The sequence below is a fragment of the Nostoc sp. genome, assembly GCF_036917135.1.
Taxonomy (GTDB): Bacteria; Cyanobacteriota; Cyanobacteriia; order Cyanobacteriales; family Nostocaceae; genus Nostoc.
Genome location: NZ_JBALEA010000033.1, coordinates 14,102 through 38,801, shown reverse-complemented (window position 1 = coordinate 38,801; position 24,700 = coordinate 14,102). Strand labels below are relative to the sequence as shown.

The window sequence follows — 24,700 nt, the reverse complement described above, 5'->3', positions numbered from 1 at the left end:
AAACCCTTGCTGCGTCTAAATATAACCAATTTTTAAGCATAATTTAGATCATTTAGGCTTAATCAAATTAGCGATCGCCTGCACCAATACATCTGGATCTACTGGTTTAGAAATATGCATTTGAAAACCGGCTGCTAGTGCTTGCTGTTGATTCATTTCACCTGCATAGGCTGTGAGAGCGATCGCTGGTACGCTTCCTCCTTGTTGGGGCGATCGCGATCGCACTTCCCGCATCAGCATATAACCGTCTGTCTTTGGCATTCCAATATCACTAATTAAAACATCTGGTACTGACTCAGACAGTGCTTGTAGCGCTTCCTGTGCTGATGCTACGGCGGTTACTTCTACACCATAGTCTTGCAAAATGAAGGTAATTAAATCTCTAATATCTGGTTCATCGTCTACCACCAAAACTTGAGTGTCCGAAAGCATCGAGGATTCAAGCGCACGAGGTAAAGACTGATTCTCCTCACGCCGAACCTGTTCACTTCTAACCAAAAGCGGTAGCTCAACAGTGAAGGTTGCACCCGATCCTTCTCCAAGACTTTCGGCTTGAACATTTCCCCCATGCATTTCGACAACCCGACGCACGATCGCTAATCCTAAACCTAATCCCCCAAATGTCCTTGTAGTTGTGCCATCAGCTTGGCGAAAGTAATCGAAGACATAAGGTAAAAAGTCTAGCGGAATTCCCTTACCTGTATCGTTGATCTGAATTTGCACCTGATTACCACCTTCCATGAGTCGAATTTCTACTCGTCCTCCTGTTGGTGTAAATTTTACCGCATTAGAAAGCAGGTTCCACACAACTTGCTGGAGCCGATTTGGGTCGCCCATAACTTGTCCCAAACTAGGATCAAATATGGTCTGAATTTGAATTGACTTGGCTTCTGCTGCTAGTTGTACGGTTTCTAGTGCTGCTTCAACTACCATTACCAAGTTCACTGGACAGACATTCAAGTTTAATTTTCCTTGGAGGATGCGAGACACATCCAACAAATCTTCAATTAGCTGGGTTTGTAACTTGGCGTTGCGTTCAATGGTTTCTAAGGCGTGGTTAGTAGTTTTTTCATCAAACTTGCGAGTCCGCAGCATTTTCGACCATCCCAAGACAGGGTTGAGTGGGGTTCGCAGTTCATGGGAGAGAACCGCCAGAAACTCATCTTTAATTTTATTGGCGATTTCGGCTTGTTTGCGTGCTGTCCTTTCGCAATCTAGTAGGCGATCGCATTCTTTCTCAGCCAATTTGCGATCGGTAATATCCAGTACAAAAGCAACACCTTTGTCTTGGGAGCCATTCAGCAAGGCTACCCCCAATACAATTGGTACTCGCTTTCCGTTGCGGTGGATGTACTCTTTCTCGTATATTTTGGAAATTCCTTTGGTTTGAACCTCTAAAATTGCACGCTCGTCTAAATCTTGATACTCAACCGGAGTAAGTTCTCTCCAATTAATTCTACCTAAAATGGCAAACTCATCACGAGTGTAGCCAGTTATTTGAAGAAAGGCATCATTGGCATCAATAACTAACCCATCCACATTCCAAAAAGCAACGCCAATTAGGTTCGATTCAAACAAACGCCGAAATCTGGCTTCACTTTCGCGTAATGATTTTTCTGCCCGTTTGTGTTCGGTAATATCACGACAAACAGTGATTACGCCTTCAATAGTTTGGTCAATATTGCGTAATGGGGAGAGAATGTATTCATAATAATGCAGCCCATCGGCAGTAATATATTTACACTCATCCTTAATCGGCTGCCCAGTTTTCATCACAGCTTTTCGTTGATGATCTACTTGTTCTATTAAGTCTGCTGGTAAATCTAATTCTGGCAAAGTTTTTCCGACAATATCTTGGGGTTTTAAACCTAGTATAGTCGCTCCATCACGACTCACGTATTGATAACAACCTTGGTGATTAAAGATGTATATGTGATCGACTGAAGCGGTGAGAATAGCATTTAAAATGTTTGCCTGTTCTTGGACTTGGGTTGTGAGATCACGAGTACTTTCTTCTGCCTGCTTGCACACAGTAGTTTCCATACAAACGCCGATCATTCGCACCCCTTGCCCGTGTTCGTCATAGATAAATTTTCCCTTGGCAGAAATCCAATGTACACTTTGGTCTGACCGAACTATCCGAAATTCATCATTGTAGTCAGTTTTTTCTGTCAAAGCGTGAGCGATCGCTTCCATGACAGATTGCTTATCTTCAGGATAAACGCACTTATGAAACGTCTCATAAGGGCCGTCTAAACTACTTGGGACTAGACCAAAAAGTGCTTCATAATTTCCAGACCAGATGACTTTATTGGTAACAACATTCCAATCCCACAAGCCCATCTGGGAAACATCTAGAGCTAGTCTCAGCCGTTCTTCACTCTCTCTGAAGACTACTTCTACTTGCTCTCGCTCGGCAATTTCTTGTTGGAGTTGCTTGAAAATTACTGCCGCATCTATTGGGAGATTGATAGCTGCCGATGTATCGTTTTGGATATGAGAATTTTCTACTTCTACTGACAGCTTTCCTTTTAGTTCTGTTAATTCTTCCTCAAGCGCTGCTTGTCTTTGCTGATAAGATATCTCTGATTGCTCAAACTCAGCGACACGCTGCCGTAGAAGTGTTAATTCATCAGTGAGTTGAAAGTTAATTTTATCAACACTTGACATCTTGTACACCGCTCATAACTTAAGAACATTAACTTCAAGAGTACGCATCCCCCAGTTTAATTAGTATAAATTTTTCATCTAAAAAATTAATCCATCAAAAGGCACATACAGCAGATTTCAGGTAAATGAAGTACATATATAAAACCCAAAACCTTGTAGAGACGTAGCAGTGCTACGTCTCTACGTGTATTCGATTAGAGGACAATCTGCTGTAAATAATTCAAAATATGATCACAGTAATTATTCTGGCTATTAATTATATTAGTTATCTCTTCAATTGCATGAAAGCTGCACCAATCAATAATCCCACAACCTGTCCCCAGAAGACAACACCCGATTGATTGACGCCAACAGGAGGAATATTTAAGCTGCCGATACCATAAAATAACTGTTGCACAAACCACCAAAATATATAGAAAAAGGCTGGGAGTTGGATGGGGATATACACGATTATTAGCGGCAAAATGGTGTCAATTTTAGCTTGAGGAAATTTGAGAATGTATGCTCCTAAAATAGCTGCGATCGCACCATTGCCCCCAATCAATGGTACTGTCAAACTTGGTTCTAGCACAATTTGTACTAACCCTGCGATCGCGCCAGTAGCCAGATAAAATCCGAGATAGCGTCCATGCCCGAGAATATTTTCGACAGTCTTCCCAAAAACCCACAAAAATAGCAGATTTCCTAATACTTGACTAAAACTGCCGTGCAGAAATATCGCAAAAAATAGTGAAAAAACTCGCCAAACTACAATTATCCAAGCAGCAGAGTTGTTGAAGAAGAGAGCATTTGTAACTGCTCCACTAATTTGGGCTGGAATCACACCCCAACTATTGATAAAATCACCTAGTTGGCCACTAAATTCTAGTTTAAGTTCCCATAAAAATATAGCTAGGTTAATGCCAATTAGCCAGTAATTAATAATTGGCTTACTCCAACAACGAATATTATCACTAATAGGAATCATATAGATTAGTCATTAGTCATTGGGCACTTGTACTGAGCGACTTGCCTTGAGCGAAGTCGAAAGGAGTCGAAGTATTGGGCATGGGGCACTTGTACTGAGTTTCGACACTTCGGCTACGCTCAGTGCATCGCTACGCTCAACTACCGCGTTCGCGTAGCGTCTCGTAGAGAAGTCGTTGGCGCAGCCTCTCCAAGAGTTGTATTGGGCATTGGGTACTTGTACTGAGTTTCGACACTTCGGCTACGCTCAGTGCATCGCTACGCTCAAGTACCGCGTTCGCGTAGCGTCTCGTAGAGAAGCCGTTGGCGCAGCCTCTCCAAGAGTTGTATTGGGCATTGCTTATTCTCCTCTTGCCTCCTCATCTCCCTCATCCCCCTCATCTCACCACTTCTTAACCTGTGGCAAGATTGAAATCAGATCGCATCGCACTTAACTAGGCAAACGAGATGCTAGGAAACACACTTGTAGGAAGATACCAAATTATTAGTAACTTGGGAGGTGGGGGTTTTGGTGAAACTTTTGTGGCTTGTGATACCCAATTGCCTGGTTCACCTTTATGTGTCGTTAAGAAACTCAAACTCCAGGCAACTGATCCGGTAACTTTGGAGACAGCTAGGCGTTTATTTGATACGGAAGCGCAAGTTCTCTATAAATTAGGAACTCACGATCGCATTCCCCAACTTTTAGCTTATTTTGAGGAAAATGCCGAATTCTATCTCGTACAGGAATTGATCGAAGGTCATGACCTGAGTCAAGAATTAACATCAGGTAAAACCTTAAGTCAAGAGCAAGTAATTGCACTTTTACAAGAACTTTTGACAATTTTAGAATTTGTCCATCAACAGAATGTAATTCATCGTGATGTCAATCCACGAAATATTCTGAGACGACAACCAGATGGCAAATTAATTTTAATTGATTTTGGTGCAGTTAAACAAATTGCGACTCAAGTTATTACTCCCCAAGGTCAAACTATCGCAACAGTAGCTATCGGGACGCCTGGATATATTCCTGGTGAACAAGCTCATGGTACACCAAAATTAAGCAGTGATATCTATGCTGCGGGAATAATTGCGATTCAAGCTCTCACTGGATTATCAGCAGAGGAAATAGTAAAAGATGCTGATACTAATGAAATTATCTGGCATAATCAAGCCACGGTCACGCCAGAATTCGCTCAATTCTTAGATAAAATGGTATGCTACGATTTTCGGCAACGCTATCCTTCGGCAACCGTAGCATTACAAGCGCTGAAAGAATTAACACAACCACCCGCCCAAACCATAGCGTTAACTCCAATTTCTCCACAAAAAAATATAAATAAACCTCAACCTAAAAAAGGTGTATTGGGTAAAGTTTTACTATCGATATTTTTGATTAGTCTTAGCGGAGTAGCATCAATATTTATTTGGAATCACATTAATTCCAAGAATGCCATAGAATTATCTAAACAAGGAAATACTTTTTTTGATTTGCAACGCTATCAAGACGCGCTAGAGGTATATGAAAAAGCCGTTGATATTCGACCAGATTATGCTCAAGGCTGGAATGGTCAAGGCAAAACCCTAAATAAGTTAAAAAAATACAAGGAATCTCTAGCGGCTTATGATAAAGCAATTCAAATTCAGCCAGATTATTTAGATGCTTGGATTGGAAGAGGTTTTGTATTGGGAAATTTACAGCAATATCAAGAAGCGATCGCGTCTTTTGACAAAGCCTTACAATTAAATAATAACAACTCAGAAGTCTGGAATGCTAAGGGTGAAGCTTTCAGTAATTTAAATCAATACGACCAAGCGATTAAATCTTATGAAAAGGCCATTGAACTCAAACCAGACAATTACGAAGCTTGGTACAAAAAAGGATTAGCCCTACAAAATTCTAAGCGATATGAAGAAGCGATCGCAGCATTTGAAAAAGTCGTTGATTTAAAACCAGATTACGAGCAAGCTTGGTATAATTTGGGGAATAATCGAGTTAATATGCAACGATACCAAGATGCATTCACAGCCTATGATAAAGCGGTGCAATACAAAGCTAATTATTATCAAGCTTGGTTATCAAGGGGTAATATTCTCATGAATTTAAGACGTTATCCAGACGCAATTGAATCTTTTAATCAAGTAATAAAATACAATCCCAGAAACTATCAAGCGTGGTATAACTTGGGTTGGTCGCTACATCAAAACCAACGCTATGAAGAAGCAATAAAAATTTATTATAAAGCAGCAACAATTAAGCAAAATGATTATCAACTCTGGTATAATCTAGGAAATTCACAATACATATTGCAGAAATACGAAGATGCGATCGCGTCTTATAATAAGGCAGTTCGTTATAAGCCAGACCATGCCGAAAGCTGGTATAGCAGAGGCAATGCCCTATTAAATTTGAAGCGCTATCAGGACGCGATCGCATCTTACGATCAAGCAATAAAATACAAGTCTAATTACCAACAAGCAATAGATGGCCGCAATCAAGCCCAAATTCAACTGCAAGGCGCAAAACCACAGCCTGTAATTGTACCAACTCTCCCATTTCCTAATCGCACTAATCCACCGCAGACGATGCCCTAATACATTAAAAGACTGAAAATAAAAAAATACTCAACTAATTAATTCTTGTGGGATGGACGACACGAGCGCCCGTAGCCAAAGGCACTAATGTTAAGCTGTTCCACATTTAAATTGCATAAGCTGGGCGGGCAGGATGCCCACCTCACAAGAGCTATATTTTACCCTGAGCGACTCGTGCCGAGCGGAGCCGAGGTAAGCCGAAGGGTTAACTCGATTATGCAAGTTAGATGTTTTTTAGCTTACCCGCCTCACAAGATTGGATAATTTATTTGTTGGAAGCCCCTAATAATTCGTAATTAGGAATTATTAATAACACTTGTTATAGCCAATAATTGGAATTATAGTTAATTTTCAAGAACACTTTGAGATAAAAACTTATAATTCATGGCATTACTATAAATTTCTGGTTTATTTTACCAAAAGCTGTGAGCATCGGTAATTTTTTGGGCAATCTAAAGATAACCTAGAACACCAATTCAGTAATCCTGAAAGAACCTCTCCTCCAACCTCTTGATCTTGGCGTCAGCCTGCCGTTAGGCAAGCCCAGAGGGGAGTTTGGCTCCCCCTTCCCTACTGAATCGATGTTCTAGAATTTCTTCTTACCGAACTATGTGATTAAGGAGCTAACCCTTGATACAACAAAACTCCAGCCTATCGACATCTGACAAAGAAAATCATCACTCACGAAATTTACTGATTCGATTTATTCTTGGTGGCACTACTCTTGTAGTCAGTATTTCTGCTTATTTCAGCTATCAAGCCACTAGAAATATGATGCTCAAAGATTTGAGACAGAGCGCTTTTTTAGAGGTACAGAGAGGGAGTGCTGAAATTGAAGAGTGGTTACATGTTCGGCAAGTGGAGGTACAAACCCTGGCGAATACTTCAACTGTACGTTCCTTAAACTGGTCTGTGGCAGAACCCTATTTAAAGGCAGAAGTTAAGCGGATCAATGAATTTTTCTTGTTCCAAATAGCTAACCCAGATGGTTCATATTCCAATACAAAAGTTGGTCGAGCAAATAAAAATATTCAGGATCGAGACTATTTTCAAAAAGCAATTGCGGGAAAGAGCAACATTTCCGATCCCTTCATTAGCCGTTCTACAGGAATTCCTTTAATTGCGATCTCCACCCCGATTTGGTCAAATTCTGCAAGCAGTAATTCACCGATCGGGGCTTTCCAGGGGAATGTGAGAGTCGATCACATTGCAGAGGTTGTCAACTCCCTGCACTACGGCACAAACAGCTATGCTTTCGCCCTCAATTCCCAAGGACAAGCGATCGTCCATCCTAACTCAACGTTAATGTCAACCGTAGAAAAACCTGCACCCAGCCTGGTGAAAATAGGCGATCGCAATTTAAATGCGATCGCCCAGAGGATGGTAAACAAGCAACAGGGAATTGAGTTAATGGAAATTGACGGCACTAAAAAGTATGTAGCTTATCTGCCGTTGCAAGGCGCTAATTGGTCTGTAGCTTTGGTAATTCCCCGCCAAAATATCGAATCTCGATTGCAATTCCTCGATTTAATCGCCTTAATTGTTGGTGGATTGACAGTCACTATGATTACGGTTTTATGGCAGGTGCAAGCATTTGAACAACGTGAACTTAAAAAATCTAAAGCTGCGGCTGATACAGCCAACCATGCTAAAAGCGAATTTTTAGCAAACATGAGTCATGAACTACGAACGCCCTTGAATGGCATTCTTGGTTGTGCCCAAATTTTGCTGCGTTCCCCAGCTTTACCTAATAAAGAGCAATACCACGTCAATATTATTGAACAATGCGGCTCTCATTTGCTGACTTTAATTAATGACATTTTGGATCTCTCCAAAATTGAAGCGAAAAAGCTAGAACTGCATCCTGATGATGTGCATTTCCCCTCCTTTCTCCAAGGAATTGTCGAAATCTGCCAGATTCGGGCAAAACAAAAGGGCATTTTGTTTGTCTATAAACCTGCGCTCAACTTGCCTACAGGGATTCATGTCGATGTGAAAAGATTGCGTCAGGTACTATTGAATCTGCTGGGAAATGCCATCAAATTTACAGATAAAGGTCAGGTTACTTTCAATATTGAAGTAATCGATCAACCTCCCAGCGATCGCCAGAAATATCGTCTTCGCTGTACCGTAGAAGACACGGGAATTGGTATAACTCCCGCAGAATTGAGCAAAATTTTCTTGCCATTTGAACAAGTAGGTGAGAAAAAGCGCCAAGCTGAAGGCACTGGGCTGGGTTTAGCTATTACTCAGCAGTTAGTACAGATGATGGGTAGCGATATTCACGTTCAGAGTCAGATCGGTCAGGGAAGTAGCTTTTCGTTTGAGTTGGAGATTCCCGAAGCGGCTGACTGGGTACAATCAGCGATGTCTACGACGGGCTACGCCTACGCATCATCAGAGGAACAAATCATTGGCTTTGAGGGTAGCCCCTACACCATCCTGATGGTTGACGATCGCTGGGAAAATCGCACAGTGATTACAAACTTACTACAACCACTGGGTTTTAATGTAGTTGAAGCCAACAACGGTAAAGAAGGTTTAGAAATAGCGATCGCCCTCAAGCCAGACTTAATCATCACAGATTTGCTGATGCCAGAAATGGATGGGTTTGAATTAATTAAACATCTGCGTCACACCCCAGAAATTAAAGATGTATTGATTATCGTCTCTTCCGCCAGTGTCTTTGAAGCCGACAAACATCGCAGTTTACAAGCTGGAGGTAACGCCTTCTTAAGCAAACCTATAAATGTAGATGAATTGTTGCATCAACTAGAAAAATATTTAAATTTGGTATGGATTTATAAGCAATCTCAGCCTGATAGAGAAAAAGCTCAAGAAGCAAGCGAACCTGCTCAATTAACCCCTCCTTCCCCCCAAATCTTGCAGGAACTAGTCACCTTAGCTAGTAAAGGTAACTTCAATGCCATTCTCAAGTGGGCTGATCAACTGGAAGAAACAGACACAACCTTCGCACCATTTGCTAACGAACTACGGCAACTAGCAAGGCAATTTGATGAAGATTTAATCCTCAATTTCTTGACTCAATATGCGGTGGAAACAGTATGAAAACGACTATTGAAGACCAAAATAATTCGATCAATCACATTCCTTCCAGGGGAATTGTTTTAGTCGTTGACGATAACCCTGCCAATTTACAAGTTTTATCCAGCTTTCTGGATCAGTCTAACTTTGAAGTTTGGGCAGCGCGTAGCGGTGAAAAAGCCCTTCAACGATTAGAAAATGATCATTTACCTGATTTAATCTTGCTCGATGTAATGATGCCGGGTATAGATGGTTTTGAAACCTGTAAACAGCTAAAAAGCAATCCTCGTGTTCAAGATATTCCAGTCATTTTTATGACAGCCCTTTCAGAAACTGCTGATAAAGTCAAAGGTTTGCAATTGGGAGCTGTAGACTACATTACCAAACCTTTTCAGCATGAAGAAGTCTTAGTGCGGATCGAAAATCACCTCAAGCTGAGAAATTTGACGAAAGCCTTAATCGCTAAAAATGCCGAATTACAACAGACTCAAACTCAACTTATTCAAGCAGAAAAGGTAGCAGCTTTAGGTCAAATCACAGCAGGAATTGCTCATGAAGTTAATAATCCCATTAATTTTATAGCTGGCAACTTAAATTTTGTTGAAAAGTATGTACAGGAGGTAGTTAGTTTACTGCATCTCTATCAAAAACATCTGCCCGAACCACCAGAGGAAGTTAAAACCGCGATTCAAAAAAGCGATCTCAACTTTTTGTTAGATGATTTATCTAAAATTATTCAATCCATGCAAGTTGGAACAGATCGCGTTACGGAAATTGTGTCATATTTGAACAACTTCTCGCGCCACAGAGAAGCTGGTAAGAAACTAGCTAACTTGCATCAAGGGTTAGAAAGTACATTACTTATTCTCGGACATCGCTTGAAACGAAATGCTCATCGCCCCACCATCCAATTAGTTAAAGAATATGGAGATTTGCCACTTATTGAGTGTTTTCCTGGCGAAATTAATCAGGTGTTTATGAATTTAATTTCTAATGCCATCGATGCAGTTGAAGAAAAATATAAAAATGAAGACTTTGATGCAATTTGTCAACATCCTGGTGTGATTAAAATTAAAACTGAGGCAATTGGAGAGCTAGTTATTTTAAGAGTTGCTGATAATGGCTCAGGTATAAAAAACACAGGATCAACAAAAATATTTGATGCTTTTTACACAACAAAACCTGTTGGTAAAGGAACAGGGCTTGGTCTATCTATTGCTTACCAAATTGTGGTTAATAATCATCATGGCAAGCTCACATACCATTCCAAGGCAGGTGAAGGGATAGAGTTTATCATTGAACTACCCATCCGATAAATCAGAATTTGCAAACTAATTGAAGAAGGGACTGGGGACTAGTCTACGCATTGAAAAATTGCTGTAACTACCGAATATTAACCTCTTGCAGGTAATTTACTCCCTGAAAAGATTCAAGCTTAGTAACTGATTTTTTAGGAATGAATGAATTTATTCTTTTTGCATAAGCTATCTTTTGATAGTCAGTCAGCACACGTTGTTTTTGAGTATACTCATTTAATTTGACTTGAGCTTGAGCATAAACTAGAGTATCTTGGGGAATATTTTTAAGCAATTTTACAGCCCGATCGAAATCACTAATAGATGCTTGTTTGTAAGCTTTCTGTAAAAAGTAAGCTGCTCTAATCTGCCGCTTGCGATTGTATTCAGCTAACTTGTCTTGAACTAAAGCACCCGCATGACTTTCTTGAGGAATTTGACGCAGATATTGTAATGCAGCCGAAAAATCTTTTTCAGAGGCTCTTTCGTAAGCTTTTGCTAATAAATCTTGCGTTTGTGCTTCAATATTGACGTATGCTTTCTGAACTAGTTTATTTGTTTTAGATTGCCAATATGAAATATTTGGAACTTTAGCAGCAGCATGAAGAACATCTGACCATCTGCTCTCATTAAAAGCTGTTTGTGCTATTTCATATTGCTGTGCAGCCACTTGCCATTGCCCTTGCCATTCTTCAATTGTCGCTTGGGCTTCTGGATAAATATTACTGTGGGAGGGAATTGATTTAGCGAGTGCGATCGCTTCTTGCAAATCCCCGGCTTGATATTCTTTGGTGGCTTTAGATAAAGTATCTGTTTCTGAGTATGCAGGCGAAGTATTAACTAAAGAATATATACCAAATCCCATCAATAAAGAATTAGCGGCCAGTCCTACTTTAATTCCTGTTAATAACGGGGATAATTTACCAGATGTAGGATTTTGATAATTCTCACCTTCAATGGCCGCTTCTGGGAAAAATTCCGAATCTTCCTCTAATATTTGTGATGGCTGAGTTTCCCAGATTATTTGTTTGAGTACCCGCAGCACCTCACCCACAGACTGAAAGCGATCTTGGTAATTGTAGCGGATCATTTGGCTGAGAACAGCAGCTAGATAATCGTTAACTGGCGTGTTTTGAGAACGCCAAAAAATTTCATTAGTATTAGGATCAACTTTTAATTGTAATGGTTCTAGCCCTGTTAAAGCCTGGATAGCAATCATACCCAAAGCATAAATATCACTGTTGGGCTGTGTTTGTCCAATAAATTGCTCTGGCGGTATGTAACCTAATGAAGTGACAGGAATTCTATCAATGCACAATTCTGCACATATCCCAAAATCGATAGACTGGATTGAGCCATAGTCAATCATAACTAACTTGCGTAGGGCTTTGCCCTTGCCGGAGGCATCGCTACTACGTCTGATCAAGTTTTCCGGTTTGATATCGCAATGGATTACGCCTTGAGAGTGAACAAATTCTAAAATACCTAAGACATCTATCAGAAATTCTACAACTTCTCTTTCAGTCCACAGACACCCGCACTGTTGATCAATGGGCAATTCCGCAGTCAGCGTATGTCCTTCAATATACTCTTGCACTAAATAAAATCGCTCGTCTTCTTCAAAACAGGCGATAAATTCAGGAATTTGCTCATGGCTTCCTAGAAGTTTGAGGGTTTGGGCTTCAGTCACAAACAGTAACCTCAACATGTCCAAGTAGCCGGATTCGGAACTGCTAACTTTGATCTGTTTAACAACACATTTGGGATTCTCTGGATAATCTACGTCTACAGCAATGTATGTTTGTCCAAATGCCCCTGCACCAAGGCTTTGAACGATTTGGTAACGCCCTTGTAGTAATTTACCGATTATGTGGTATGTCATGACCTGGTTACTCAGTAAGTCCTTTTATTTAGTTTTTCTGACATTCCCTGCTGTTTCCGGAATGCTTTAGAAATAAATAACCAAAGTTTTGATACCTGGAATACAAGTTGAATTTGTTAAGTATTATTACGTAATAAAAGATAATATTTTATTAAAATTCTTAATCTGTCTCAGAAGTTGTTTTAAAAGTGGTTGGCTGTGATTTTAGGCACTTAATGATCCCCCATTTTTAAGCAGGGAACCTGAATCAAAGTCCCTCCTCTAAGAGACTGAAAAAGAAAAAAACATCCCAAATTTTCTTGTGGGATGGGTGTCCGCACCCATCCCATATACAGGGCGAGCAGGATGCCCACCCCACAAGATGGATAATTTATCTATTGACTTCTTCATCGTGTTCAACTACTTCAGATTTATCTTGTAATGGCTTCACTACCCGTGCGATCGCTTCCTGAATAAAAGCTTTAATAAATTCATCTCTGCGATTAATTTGAAACTGTCGCTGTACAACTTCCGTCATTCCCCCATCACCCCAATCTTGATCGTGACGAAAATATTCAATAAAACTTTTACCAGCAATTCGCGTTAAATAAGCTGCTGTCACTCCTTGAATTGCTCTACCAATAATAAAGGTGGCAACATTGAGTTGCAACGCTGTAGATAATAATTGAATTGCTCCCTTAACAATGCCCAAACTCGCAATAGTTTTCGCTAAAGAAAGGGCTAACTCTCGTCCCCGTTCCATATTCAATTCACAGCCGTAGACTCTGCCAATTTCTACAACCATTTGAGCATTAACAGCAGCTGTTGCCAATAAGTCTACAACTGGTATCGGCGTAACTGATACTACACCAGCACCAATCCATTGAAACCGTTCGACGATTTTATCAGCTTGACGGCGACGCTGGCCATCAATGAGTTTTCGCGCCTCGTCTCCCAATCGCAGAGATTGCAAAAGAATATTATCCGCCACCAAATCTTCACCTTCGGCGCGTAAAACAGCAGCTGTGCGCCGCAACAAAGGCACAATATCCGGTTCTGGCTGGAAGGTTTCGCCAGTTTCTAGTTGTGCAGATTGGGGATTAGCTGCGATCGCTACCACATCATTAGTAGCAATAAATCCCCGTACCCGTTGACGCAATCTGGCGAGGATGGCTTCTTTATCTTCATCTGTATATAAATCAGTTTTGTTGAGAACTAGGAGCGATCGCTTCCCAATTTCTGCCAACCCCCGTAGTGGCTCATATTCTGAGCGTCGTAAATCATTATCCACGACAAATAACAGTAAATCTGCTTCCGTCGCCAATTCTCGCGCCATTTGTTCCCGTTCCGTTCCCGCCACCCCTGCTTCTAAAATTCCCGGCGTATCCGTAATTAAAATCTTGCGTTCTAATCCCTTCAACCGCAGACAATAGGTTTCTCCAACCTGGGTTGTACCCATTGGTGCATCCACCTGGCCAACCATGCGTCCCATAATCGCATTTACCAGGGAAGTTTTGCCAGCACTCCCGGTACCAAATACTACTACTTGAATTTCACCCCGTGCTAGGTTGGCTTCAATCTCTCGTGATTTACTTAATAAAGCCTGACGTGCTACTTCATCTTGAATTTGCCCTACCTGTTGCCGCACAGCCTGTAGAGTTGTAGAAGCAGCATCAGATTTAGCAGCAGGAATTTGTGCCGCAGTTGCTCGTTTCGGGTTGCGACGCGATCGCTTTTCCCCAGATCGAATCACTAATACGTAATAAACGAAAGCTGCAACCAAGGCTCCAATGAGGACAATCAGCAGCAACAGCAGCAAATTGCCTAGCAACGGCGAATAGGACAATTGCCAGTAGAGCCGTGATAGGGAATCAATTAGCCATAGGGCTAGCCCCAAAATGACGATCAGACCAACAATCAGCGTTACTATGCGTGACAGAGGCATGGCTGGGAAAGATTAGTAAGTATTCAGTAGGCAGATGCTTCTAATCTTAATAGTTCCAGCATTTTTTACCAGAGTAGTAAGAAGGAGCTTTTGTGAAACCAACAACGCTCACTCCATTTTTTGTGTCTTTAAAAAATTGCAACAATGTTAGGGCTTACACAAAACTACACGCGTTCTGGGGCAATTCATGAATTGCCCCTACTATTGTTAGCGTCAATCCTGAATGTCAGAATGCAATTGTGTACATCCATAATCTATTAGACAAAATTTAATATGCATACTATTACGAAAAAGTCAACGAAAAAAGCCTGGGCGAGTGCGATCGCAGAACCGGCAAAAGAATTTCCCCTTACTCAATTGTCAATTCTTTCTGGCAAAATCCCAGATGGCTTACGTGGCACACTTTACCGCAATGGTGCGGGAAGGCTAGAACGCAGTGGCCATAGTGTGGGGCACTGGTTTGATGGAGATGGGGCAATTCTCGCCGTCCATTTCACCGATGCAGGAGTTAGCGGAGTTTATCGCTATGTGCAAACAACAGAATATCAAGCTGAAACTCAAGCGGATAGGTTTCTTTATGGTGTCTATGGGATGCATCCACCAGGGCCAATCTGGAAGCGGTGGGGCCAACAGGTAAAGAATGCAGCTAATACTTCAGTGTTGGCTTTACCTGATAAACTGTTGGCTTTATGGGAAGCAAGCAATCCATACAGCCTTGATTTGCAAACTTTAGAAACCAAGGGATTGGATGATTTAGGTGCTTTGGATAACGGATTACCTTATTCTGCTCATTACAAGCGCGATTCCCAAACAGGCGAGATTTTTAACTTTGGAATCAGTATCGGAAGTTCTGTACAACTGAATCTCTACAAAAGCGATGCGACGGGCAAAATTATCCAAAAAACTGCTTTTAAGCTAGATCGCTATTCTATAGTGCATGATTTTGTTTTAACTCAAAGGTATCTGGTGTTTTTTATGCCACCGATGCGGCTGAAAATGCTGTCACTTTTGCTAGGTGTGACTACCTTTAGTGAATCTCTGTTCTGGGAACCTCAGCTAGGAACCCAGGTGTTAATTTTTGATCGGGAAAACTTATCCTTAGTTAGTCGTGGCGAAACCGATGCTTGGTTTAATTGGCATTTTGGCAATGGCTATGAAGATCAAGACGGCTCGGTAATTTTGGACATGGTACGATATTCAGATTTTCACCAAACTAATGAGTATCTCCGAGAATTCCCAAGTGGTGAGACGCCCACAGTAACTAAAGGAACATTGTGGCAAGTCCGCCTCAATCCCCAAACTGGCAAAGTGACAGCAATACAGGAAGTTATCAACCGCAAGTGTGAGTTTCCTGTAGTGCAGCGATGGCAAGTTGGGCAACCTTGGCGCTATACTTATCTTTCAATAATGCCCCAAAGAGGGGATACAGACAAAGAATCCTTTGGTGCGATCGCTCGCTTCGACTACAAAACCGAAACCCTCACCGAAGCAGACTTAGGAACAAACCGCTATCCTTCAGAACCCATCCACGCCCAAGATGCCCATAACCCTGAGCAAGGCTGGATTTTAACCGTTGTATACGATGGTAATTCTCATAGTAGTGAAGTTTGGGTATTTGATAGCGATCGCTTGGATGCAGAACCCGTTTGCAAACTAGGATTACCTAGCGTCATTCCCCACAGTTTCCACGGCACTTGGAACCCAGCTTGACAATTCCCAATTCACCTCATAAAAGTCCACGAAAAACCTAATCCCTTTGCCGACGCTTGAAGCTACGGTGTACACACAAATCTATAGCTAGTGTTGATCGCTAGCTATAGCAGAAATGGGTGACGGAGGGTAAGAGCGATCGCAACGATGATTTTATAAAAATCTCTTCAATTCTTCTATTAGCATCTGGTCATCTTTCCACATAGAGACCTTTCCATCTCGATAGATTTTGGCGATGAAGGGGGCAGGATGCTTGCGAATAAATCTTTGGATCGATCCGATCGCTTTTAAAAAAATCTCTGCCATCTCTTCCCCTGTGAGGTTTTGAGAGGCAAACGTAAACAACTTGATTTGAGCGCTTGCAACAGCAATTCTTTCTAAACAGTTATTAATGATTGCGCTATCTTTGGTCAGAACAACCCAGTCTCTTCTGCCAACTTCTGGTAACCAAGCTACATCTTGAGCATTATCGTCAAAGTGGTCATGATGAACTTCAATAGTAAGTCCTGCACTCTTAAGTGTTGATATAATGACTCTGCAACATAGGCATCGATCTATAAAAAAAGTGATGGACTGGGGTTGTCTCATGCAACAGCGAACTTCTCACAACGAATAGCTTCTTCTATCATGAGCCGATCGCAGTCATAATCATAAGCGAGATCGTCAATTGAGTCACCTGCTTGATAGCGTTCTGCTAACACGCGGGTAGCAATTCCTGTGCCAGCAATAACAAGGCGACCAAAAGCGATTCGGGAGTCCATGACGACGAATCGAGGGTTATCTTCCTCGTGAGAGCGAGTAAAGGGATAAAGTTTAATTGCAAGCCCAGTGTCATCGGGTTCAATTCGCTGAAGATGGGCATTCAAAGCGTCTTTCATTTCCGCTTGCCCACGTTTAGAGGCATTAACAAGAGAACCATATCGCTCGATGAAGAGATCAACACCATCAGTACGAAAGCGTTCACCTGCCAAGGGGTGGGATACTTGAAACTGCTCCTCAATGAAATCAAGGGCATCTCGCACCTTGCCTAGGTCAATTTCGTGATGTTTGCGAATTGCTCTTAATACGTGAACTTCAATTAGGTTGGTAAATGAGAGAAGTCGCGGTTTGAGGTTACGAATTGGGATAAGGGGTTTAAAGAAGTTGGAACCTTTTGTGATCGGATAGTGCCGCCCAACTGTCCAAGAGCGAATTGTGCCTGCTGGAATGTGTAAGTAACGAGCGGCATCACTAATGGAGTAGGTCGGAATGTCTCTAGGGTCAATTCCTCCGTAAAGCTCGGTCATAAGCGTGCCTACCAGAGATGTCTATTTTTATTATCGCAAATGATGGACTTTACTGATTATGCGATCGCCAACTTAAAATATTTAGATGAATCGGTTTTTGTGTATGGGGTGAACCAGGTTATACCTAAGAAAGGATTGTTTGAACTTTGCCGATCCTGTTAGAATGCATCGATGTCAAAAAAGCAACATTTCTTAAACAAAAAACCCGGTTGGTCTTTGGATGAGCGAGATCCAAAGTTCATAGAATCTCTGATGCCCGTGTTGAGCTTTTTCTATCACTACTATTTCCGAGTTAAAACTAGTGGCTGGGATAATATTCCACCCCAAGAAAAAGTCCTATTTGTCGGTTCGCACAATGGGGGACTCGCTGCGCCCGATATGGGAATGGTAATGTATGACTGGTTTCGACGATTTGGTGTTGAGCAACCCATTTATGGTTTGATGCATCCCAAAGCTTGGCAAGTTAGCCCACCACTAGCGCAGCTGGCCGCCAAGGCTGGAGCAATCATCGCTCATCCGAAAATGGCTTACACTGCCTTGCACTCTGGAGCTAGTGTACTAGTTTATCCAGGTGGAGCCGAAGATGTCTTTCGACCGCATTATTTACGTAACAAAATCTACTTTGCGGGGCGACGAGGATTTATCAAGTTAGCGTTACGGGAAAATGTGCCCATTGTGCCTGTAATTTCCTGGGGCGCTCACGATACGCTGATTGTGATCGCTGACTGCTATAAAATTGTGCAGCAACTCCACGAGTGGGGGATGCCTTGGCTATTGGGGATTGATCCAGAAGTTTTTCCGATTTATCTCGGACTACCTTGGGGATTAGCAATTGGTCCGTTGCCCAATATTCCATTACCTGTGTCTATGTACACGCGGGTTTGTCAGCCAATTGTATTTGAACGCTACGGCCCTGAAGCAGCCAGCGATCGCTACTATGTCAATGAATGTTATGAATTAGTTGTTAGTCAGATGCAGCAAGAGTTAGATGACTTAGTGAAGCTAACTGCTAATGCCAATTCTCTTTGAGTAGTGATGAGTTAGAAGTTTTGAATCTTTAACTCCTAACTCCTAACTCCTAACTATTTTGCTAGCCGCCGCTAACTGGTGGAATTAACACTACTTCATCGCCATCTTGTAGTAGAGTATCTGGTTCAACAAATATGAGATTAATCCCAAAACGGGTGACATCACGCCATTGGGAGAGTTCAGGGTGTTCAACTATGAGGCGATCGCATACTGCTTTAACTGGCATACTATTAGGAAATTCTAGCACCAGTTCCGAAACCCTAAAGGCTTCTTGATAAGCAGCGAACAATTTCACGGTAACGGTGATTGCAGATTTAGACATACAACATACTTTGGCATTACCAGCAAGTGGTTTAATACTTGACCAGCAACCTTAACTCTTGGGGTTGATTATACATTATTAACTACATGATTTCATCTCATGTCCAAATAATTTAGTTAATGATTTTCACAGTCACTTTTGACTATTCAGCATTGAGGATTTTTGGTACTTTGAAAAATTCGCCTTCCTGTTCAGGCGCATTGTCGAGAATGCTTTGTCGGTCAGGATAGGGTTGCAATTCATCTTCTCGTGTGATATTGCTAACATCAATTGCCCGTGTTGTTGGGGGCACATTAGTGACATCAAGCTCATTTAGTTGTTCGATATAGTCCAGAATACTTCCCAACTGCGTAGTGAATTGTTCCTCTTCTTCTGGAGTCAATTCTAAACGAGCAAGATTAGCTACTCTGTGAACTTGTTCTTGGTCAATCATATTTTTTTACTTAGGAGTGAGAATTTAGGATCTTTAGGGGCAATTCACGAATTGCCCCTACGTGAAAGTGAGGGTTTCGGCTATTGTTTGCGTAAGTCCGGTTCTAGAAGAATACGTCAATTTGCGATCGCCCAGTGGTTTTCAGCCAGTTTTGGGCTTCGATGTAGTTATTGGGAGCCATGCGAATAGCTCGAATCCAATAATCTGCGGCTTGGTCAAAAAGTGCTTCGCCAGCCTCGTTATCTCCAGCTTCTTTTTCCTTTTCGCCTTGGTAGTGGTAAATCACGGCGATGTTATTCAAGGCTTGGGGTAGGCGTGGGTTGAACTCAATTGCCTGGTGATACAATTCTAAAGCCTTGTTGTGGTCGCCATTGCTGGCATAGATTAGCCCCATATTGTAGAAAATATAGCCGCGATCGTTAGTATCTTCCTCTAGTGTTAGAGCTTCTTCATAGTATTCCAATGCTTCAGCATATTCCCCTTCTGCTTGGGCTGACATCCCATCTCGATAATAAACAAACGCTTCTTTAGCTTTTTTGTTGGTTGGCAGGATCTTCAGAATGATATCCGCCATCACTGTAAAGGATTTGTCAACAAAATTATCGTTTTTTTGCGTTCTTGGCATATTTGTCTCTGGGTATTGGGGATTGGGGATTGGGGACTGGGGACTGGGGGCAATAAATAATCAATAGTTTTGCTCCCTCATCTCCCCAATCCTCTAGTTCACTCAATAGCTAATTTAACTGATTTACGGGGGCATTCTTCTCACTGAGGGGTATGATACATTGCGGACTCTTATGCCGAGAGTTGTTTACCAAGGTGCTAACTGGATAGGCAATCATTGCTGACGCTGGATAGGGACTCAATAGCTGCTGTAAGGTTTGGGGCGTTTGCACTTGGCAATCAAGCCATAAATCGTAATCTTGTGGTTTTAAAATCACTGGCATCCGCTCGTGGATAGGTTGGAGTAATTCGTTAGCTGCCGTTGTCAAAATTGTACAAGAGATTATTTCTTCATTAGCAGGCGAGCGCCATCTCTCCCACAAACCTGCAAAGCCAAAAGGTTCCCCATCTTGGAGACGAAAATAAAATGGCTGCTTTTTACCTTGTTGCCGTTGCCACTCATAAAAACCATCAGCTAGCACTAAACAGCGTCGATGCTTAAAAGCCGAACGAAAAGCGGGTTTTTCGGCAACAGTTTCTGCCCTAGCGTTAATCAGCTTTGCCCCCATTGCCGCATCTTTTGCCCATGACGGAATTAACCCCCAATGTAACCGCTTCAATTCACGCTTTTCGCTTTCGGGATTTTGTAACACTGTAGCCACCATTTGCGTAGGTGCAATGTTATATTCTGCTGCTAAATCCGCAACTGGTTCAACATTAAAAACTTGAGCTAAACTTGCTGCCGACTGTTTTAGAGTAAATCTTCCACACATACTTTTATCCTCAACCAATTACTAAATTAAACAAATAAATAATCCTTTTTTTTATTTTCTCAGATGATTTTCTGTAGTGTTCCGAAGCTAAATATATAAAAAAATATCCGGTTTTAGGAAAATATTTTGGTAAGATATTGTATTTTGAAGCTTCACTTATCAATATATTCCTAACTGGATTTTAACATGGAACTACTGCGCCTGTACGATTTTTTACCTTCTGGCAATGGTTATAAGATACGTCTTTTATTGACACAACTAGGTATGCCTTTTGAGATGATAGAGCTTAACATCTTGAAAGGGGAGACTCGAACACCAGAATTTCTAAGTAAAAATCCCAACGGGAAGATACCTGTTCTGGAAATCGAGCCAGGGAAATACTTAGCAGAATCAAATGCCATATTGGTGTATCTGAGTGAAGGTACAGAGTTTTTACCTTATGACCGCTTTTTACGAGCGCAGGTGCTGCAATGGTTGTGTTTTGAACAATATAGCCATGAGCCTTTTATTGCTACATCAAGATTTTGGATTTCTATTTTAGGTAAAACTCAAGAATGTAGTGAAGCTATTAAGCAAAAACGTGAACCAGGCTATACAGCACTTAACTTGATGGAACAACACTTAACTTCTCACACTTTTTTTGTTGGAGAACACTACACAATTGCTGATATCGGCTTGTTCGCTTACACTCATGTAGCTGATGAAGGTGGGTTTGATTTGTCACAATTTCCTGCTATCCAAGCTTGGATAGAAAGAGTCAAAACTCAACCAAGGTATATCAGTATTACACAAGTCTAAAAATTAGATTTTGTGAGTTTCTGTCTTTAGTTTATTGACTTTCATAGAGGATGTATTAAGGAGGATCTAGCCTCAGATTTAGGAAGAGGCACAGTCTTATTACAAGGTGTTATATGTATAAACTAGATATCTCTATCAATTTCTATCAGCTTTTGCCGAGAGGACAAACCTGACTTAATTCTGATATAAGATTTGGGTACATCAAATTTATCTGCTAGTAGTTTAATTAACTCTTCGTTAGCCTTACCATCAACTGGGGGCGATTTTAAATACACAGTCAAACTGCCATCAGTTTGTTCTTCAATTTTTTGCTGTTTTGAATTAGGTTTAACTTTGACTTTTTTTTGCATAACCTATTTTGTGTAATTGTCGCAGCCACAACCAGCCTAAAACACAACCCAATGCATAATGAGGAAAATCCCACCAAACAAAGGTAGTACCAAGTAACAATTTACCTATGAAGGTGGCGCGAATCTCCTCTAATAGTGGCGGATGCCAAAGTTGCAAGAATTCTATTATACAGGTGATGACAAAAACCCATATAGGAATTTGGATTAGCGCCGTCCGACTTCTGAAAAAGCCAAATGCGAACAGACACCAAAATATTTCGTAAAGTACATCTGCTCCGTAGTCATTAAACCACTGATTAGCAGGGCCATTATAATACTTAAACAAAAAGCCCATCGGTACAACGATGAGCGCAGAAAGAATAATAAATATTGTTTGGTTACGGTTTCGGTACATTTTCTGAAAGCTTAGAGACTAAGCAAAATTTTAGCCTCTGATACTCGTTTCTCAATAATTCGTAATATTGAATGTTAATTACGAATTATTTGCTTATGGATATCTTCTGCTACCTGCACCCACAACACCAATTTTGTGGCGATAGGAGAGTTCGGCACCAAACCAGCCGGAAAGACTAACCAGCGTACCGACAATGAGTGATAGTAATAGTCCCCAAGGTACTATTCGTGATTCAGCGTCGCCTAAACGTAGGAGAAAATTAACTAGCGTTAAAACTAATAGAGAAACGTTAAGTATCAAATGCGCCCAACCTGCGGTGCGCTTGCGAACTCGTTCAATTTTCAAAAAGTCAGTGAGTCCGATGGCTGCTGCAAGGAGTCCCCCAGCTAATCCGAGGCCGATTAACCATAGGGAAGCCCTAGCCCAAAAGAAATCATGAGTTAACCAGTAGCCAATATCACTTCCCAAGGCGGCGGCTAAAAAGGCTATGGGAAAGATCACACTCAAGGGGTGTAGGGGATGTCCTGCGATCGCAACTGTGCTTGGTACGCCGGTATCACGATACTCACTGTCATTGCTTTCAATAACTGGTGGAATATTTGGGAAAGGTGTTGAACTTGTTTGGCTTGTTTCTGTAGTTTCCATTATTAGTATCCTGAATTTATTAGAGTCCTATTTTTAATCGGAAGGAATTTGTTCAACATAAGCTTCAGCTTGTAGGGTTAGTTTACCTACTTCTACTTTTAGCTGTTTAACTTGTAAACTAATTCCTTCTAAATCAAAGTTACTCAAATTTAAAATTTCGCTAGTTTGATCTATCAAAGATTTTGTCAACTCTGGCGATATTTCCTCACTTTCGCCATACTCGACATTTTGCAAAGCAACAGTTTTTCCATTGGCACTGATCCAGGGCACGGCGGAAAAAGCAACTTGCTGATTTTCACCTGTTTCTACTACTTTGAGGTTGGCATTTAGTGCGACCTTTCCATCGCCAGGTAGTCGAAAGTTTACATTTTGAGGCTCAATAGTCCTCAGTTCACCGTTAATGTGGATTTTTTGACTTTGCAGTTGCGCTCGCACATATTCTGAGTTGAAGGCGCGATTGATATCAGCTTCGGTTAACACAACCTGTGCATTAGCTTCAGTAGGTTTAGTAAGTTCAATTTTGCCAAAAGCCACACTCAGAGGATTAATGGCGACATTAGTCATTTGCATTTCCAATTCCTCCATGCGGAGGTCTTTCTGCATAACTAAACCTTCACCTTCAATTGTAACTGCATCCACCTCTCCCTGAACCAGTTTTAGCGGATCGGTTTTGATGTTTACATCTAAATTATCTACTTCATCTAATTGGCTAGATAATCCTATCTCTGCCGCTTTATTTAGAGCTTGCTCTCCTAATCCAGGACTGTCTGGCATTATTAAATTAACCCCTGCTTTCAATAGCATATCCTTAACTTAATTTAAGTTAATAAATTAGGATCAAATTTTTATCTATCTGGCGATGGATAGAGGTTTAAATATTGTCTATCTAAAAGTAGAATTACATTATTTATAAATCATCTAGATTTTTGTTTTTTTATCCCAATACAGTTCAGTTAAGGCTAAAACTTTTTGCCAAAGTCAATTTTTTAACGAACCGCATTCGCGCAGCGTCTCGTAAGAGTTGGACGCAAAAAGAAGAAAGAAATGCTTAACCCAAGCGTATTGTTTCTTATCCATCTTTTAAAGACGTAGATACAGAATATAGGACTATGATTTGATTTCTGAAAAAATCAAAGTTCGCCGCTATTTAAAAATCGTATTTTGATTTAGCGTATCGTTAGATCAAATTGGTATAAAGTGCCTAGGCGTATCTAGCCATAGGCATAACTTTTAGAATAATTTTTTCAAAGGCAACCTAAACCCAGGTAGAATATGTTCACCGCTTAATATTGCCGTAGCTGGATATTGAGTAATTTAACTCTTCTGGCGATAAACTAAAGATTGCTGATTTTTGCTATGCTTTCAGAACGCTTTACCGCAGCCCTCACCTACGCTACCCAACTGCACGCCAACCAAGTTCGTAAAGGTTCGGGTGTTCCCTACGTTGCCCATTTATTAGGTGTCGCCAGTATTGCTTTAGAATACGGTGCAAATGAAGATGAAGCGATCGCAGCCCTCTTACATGATGCCATCGAAGACCAAGGTGGCGCAACCACACGGGAAGAAATCCGCCGCCGCTTTGGTGACAATGTAACGGCAATTGTAGATGGTTGTACCGACGCTGATACAATTCCCAAACCCCCTTGGCGACAGCGCAAGGAGGCATACATTGCTCATATTTCTACTGCTTCCCCATCAGTTCTGCTGGTGTCATCGGCAGATAAACTTTACAACGCCCAGTCTATTCTCAAAGATTATCGCGTTTTGGGGGACTCACTCTGGGAACGTTTTCACGGGCGTAAAGAAGGTACTCTTTGGTATTATCGGGCGCTTGTGGATGCCTTCAGAAAAACTAGAACCACTGTAATCATTGAAGAATTAGAACGAGTAGTTGCACAAATTGAGGTATTAGCATCTCAATAAAAATTTTATTTCCCC

The 24,700-nt window shown here is 41.3% G+C and carries 22 protein-coding genes; 8 read left to right on the top strand and 14 right to left on the bottom strand.

Annotated elements, in window-relative coordinates:
- Positions 1–48: 48 nt before the first annotated feature.
- Entirely contained in the window at positions 49–2,670 is a 2,622-nt protein-coding gene (locus tag V7K50_RS09925) for a PAS domain-containing hybrid sensor histidine kinase/response regulator (protein ID WP_334959529.1), read from the bottom strand.
- Between the two features lie 265 nt (positions 2,671–2,935).
- Complete coding sequence (locus tag V7K50_RS09920) at positions 2,936–3,637, bottom strand: rhomboid family intramembrane serine protease (RefSeq protein ID WP_334959527.1); 702 nt, start codon at positions 3,635–3,637, stop codon at positions 2,936–2,938.
- A gap of 175 nt (positions 3,638–3,812) precedes the next feature.
- Between V7K50_RS09920 and V7K50_RS09915 the strand changes: the two genes are divergently transcribed.
- From V7K50_RS09915 to V7K50_RS09900, 4 genes are all read left to right on the top strand, one after another.
- Complete coding sequence (locus V7K50_RS09915) at positions 3,813–4,070, top strand: hypothetical protein (protein WP_334959525.1); 258 nt, start codon at positions 3,813–3,815, stop codon at positions 4,068–4,070.
- A gap of 13 nt (positions 4,071–4,083) precedes the next feature.
- Positions 4,084–6,213: a tetratricopeptide repeat protein gene (locus V7K50_RS09910; RefSeq protein WP_334959523.1), complete on the top strand. Its 2,130-nt coding sequence runs from the start codon at positions 4,084–4,086 to the stop codon at positions 6,211–6,213.
- Between the two features lie 630 nt (positions 6,214–6,843).
- The gene (locus tag V7K50_RS09905) at positions 6,844–9,282 is read left to right on the top strand and encodes a hybrid sensor histidine kinase/response regulator (protein WP_334959521.1); all 2,439 of its coding nucleotides are present in this window, start codon (positions 6,844–6,846) and stop codon (positions 9,280–9,282) included.
- Positions 9,279–10,574: a sensor histidine kinase gene (locus tag V7K50_RS09900; RefSeq protein ID WP_334959519.1), complete on the top strand. Its 1,296-nt coding sequence runs from the start codon at positions 9,279–9,281 to the stop codon at positions 10,572–10,574. Before V7K50_RS09905 ends, V7K50_RS09900 begins: the two co-directional genes overlap by 4 nt.
- Positions 10,575–10,641: 67 nt before the next feature.
- Here V7K50_RS09900 and V7K50_RS09895 read toward each other — a convergent pair whose 3' ends face one another.
- Positions 10,642–12,435: a serine/threonine-protein kinase gene (locus V7K50_RS09895; protein WP_334959517.1), complete on the bottom strand. Its 1,794-nt coding sequence runs from the start codon at positions 12,433–12,435 to the stop codon at positions 10,642–10,644.
- Between the two features lie 370 nt (positions 12,436–12,805).
- Positions 12,806–14,359 (bottom strand): YcjF family protein, encoded by a 1,554-nt coding sequence (locus V7K50_RS09890; RefSeq protein ID WP_334959515.1) that lies wholly within the window; start codon positions 14,357–14,359, stop codon positions 12,806–12,808.
- 273 nt (positions 14,360–14,632) lie between these two features.
- On the opposite strand from V7K50_RS09890, the gene V7K50_RS09885 reads away from it, so the two are divergent.
- On the top strand, positions 14,633–16,069 hold the full coding sequence (locus V7K50_RS09885) for a carotenoid oxygenase family protein (protein ID WP_334959513.1): 1,437 nt from the start codon (positions 14,633–14,635) through the stop codon (positions 16,067–16,069).
- A 153-nt stretch (positions 16,070–16,222) separates the two neighbouring features.
- On the opposite strand, the gene V7K50_RS09880 is transcribed toward V7K50_RS09885, so the two are convergent.
- The gene (locus V7K50_RS09880) at positions 16,223–16,657 is read right to left on the bottom strand and encodes a hypothetical protein (protein ID WP_334959511.1); all 435 of its coding nucleotides are present in this window, start codon (positions 16,655–16,657) and stop codon (positions 16,223–16,225) included.
- Complete coding sequence (locus V7K50_RS09875; protein WP_334959509.1) at positions 16,654–17,355, bottom strand: DUF433 domain-containing protein; 702 nt, start codon at positions 17,353–17,355, stop codon at positions 16,654–16,656. The genes V7K50_RS09880 and V7K50_RS09875 overlap by 4 nt, the downstream gene beginning before the upstream one ends.
- Before the next feature lie 171 nt (positions 17,356–17,526).
- On the opposite strand from V7K50_RS09875, the gene V7K50_RS09870 reads away from it, so the two are divergent.
- On the top strand, positions 17,527–18,384 hold the full coding sequence (locus V7K50_RS09870) for a lysophospholipid acyltransferase family protein (RefSeq protein ID WP_334959507.1): 858 nt from the start codon (positions 17,527–17,529) through the stop codon (positions 18,382–18,384).
- A gap of 61 nt (positions 18,385–18,445) precedes the next feature.
- On the opposite strand, the gene V7K50_RS09865 is transcribed toward V7K50_RS09870, so the two are convergent.
- The 4 genes from V7K50_RS09865 to V7K50_RS09850 all read right to left on the bottom strand — a co-directional run bounded on the left by V7K50_RS09865 (position 18,446) and on the right by V7K50_RS09850 (position 20,575).
- Positions 18,446–18,706 carry a MoaD/ThiS family protein gene (locus V7K50_RS09865; RefSeq protein WP_334802132.1) on the bottom strand — a complete coding sequence of 87 codons (261 nt, stop codon included), beginning with the start codon at positions 18,704–18,706 and terminating at the stop codon, positions 18,446–18,448.
- Positions 18,707–18,848: 142 nt separating this feature from the next.
- Positions 18,849–19,139 carry an Asp-tRNA(Asn)/Glu-tRNA(Gln) amidotransferase subunit GatC gene (gene gatC / locus V7K50_RS09860; RefSeq protein ID WP_334959506.1) on the bottom strand — a complete coding sequence of 97 codons (291 nt, stop codon included), beginning with the start codon at positions 19,137–19,139 and terminating at the stop codon, positions 18,849–18,851.
- Positions 19,140–19,242: 103 nt separating this feature from the next.
- Positions 19,243–19,764, bottom strand: a complete 522-nt coding sequence (locus V7K50_RS09855; protein WP_334802130.1) for a photosystem I assembly protein Ycf3 — start codon at positions 19,762–19,764, stop codon at positions 19,243–19,245.
- Positions 19,765–19,873: 109 nt separating this feature from the next.
- The gene (locus V7K50_RS09850) at positions 19,874–20,575 is read right to left on the bottom strand and encodes an SOS response-associated peptidase (RefSeq protein ID WP_334959505.1); all 702 of its coding nucleotides are present in this window, start codon (positions 20,573–20,575) and stop codon (positions 19,874–19,876) included.
- A gap of 186 nt (positions 20,576–20,761) precedes the next feature.
- Between V7K50_RS09850 and V7K50_RS09845 the strand changes: the two genes are divergently transcribed.
- The gene (locus tag V7K50_RS09845) at positions 20,762–21,373 is read left to right on the top strand and encodes a glutathione S-transferase family protein (RefSeq protein ID WP_334959504.1); all 612 of its coding nucleotides are present in this window, start codon (positions 20,762–20,764) and stop codon (positions 21,371–21,373) included.
- 122 nt (positions 21,374–21,495) lie between these two features.
- On the opposite strand, the gene V7K50_RS09840 is transcribed toward V7K50_RS09845, so the two are convergent.
- The 4 genes from V7K50_RS09840 to V7K50_RS09825 form a co-directional block, all read right to left on the bottom strand.
- A complete protein-coding gene (locus V7K50_RS09840) occupies positions 21,496–21,723 on the bottom strand; it encodes a DUF167 domain-containing protein (RefSeq protein ID WP_334959502.1) in 228 nt (75 codons plus the stop codon).
- A complete protein-coding gene (locus tag V7K50_RS09835) occupies positions 21,701–22,117 on the bottom strand; it encodes a ribosomal maturation YjgA family protein (RefSeq protein WP_334959500.1) in 417 nt (138 codons plus the stop codon). The genes V7K50_RS09840 and V7K50_RS09835 overlap by 23 nt, the downstream gene beginning before the upstream one ends.
- Before the next feature lie 93 nt (positions 22,118–22,210).
- Positions 22,211–22,762: a DUF2231 domain-containing protein gene (locus V7K50_RS09830; RefSeq protein ID WP_334959498.1), complete on the bottom strand. Its 552-nt coding sequence runs from the start codon at positions 22,760–22,762 to the stop codon at positions 22,211–22,213.
- Positions 22,763–22,795: 33 nt separating this feature from the next.
- On the bottom strand, positions 22,796–23,536 hold the full coding sequence (locus V7K50_RS09825) for an LmeA family phospholipid-binding protein (protein WP_334959496.1): 741 nt from the start codon (positions 23,534–23,536) through the stop codon (positions 22,796–22,798).
- Positions 23,537–24,118: 582 nt separating this feature from the next.
- Between V7K50_RS09825 and V7K50_RS09820 the strand changes: the two genes are divergently transcribed.
- Positions 24,119–24,685, top strand: a complete 567-nt coding sequence (locus V7K50_RS09820) for an HD domain-containing protein (protein WP_334959494.1) — start codon at positions 24,119–24,121, stop codon at positions 24,683–24,685.
- The last annotated feature ends 15 nt before the right edge of the window (positions 24,686–24,700 follow it).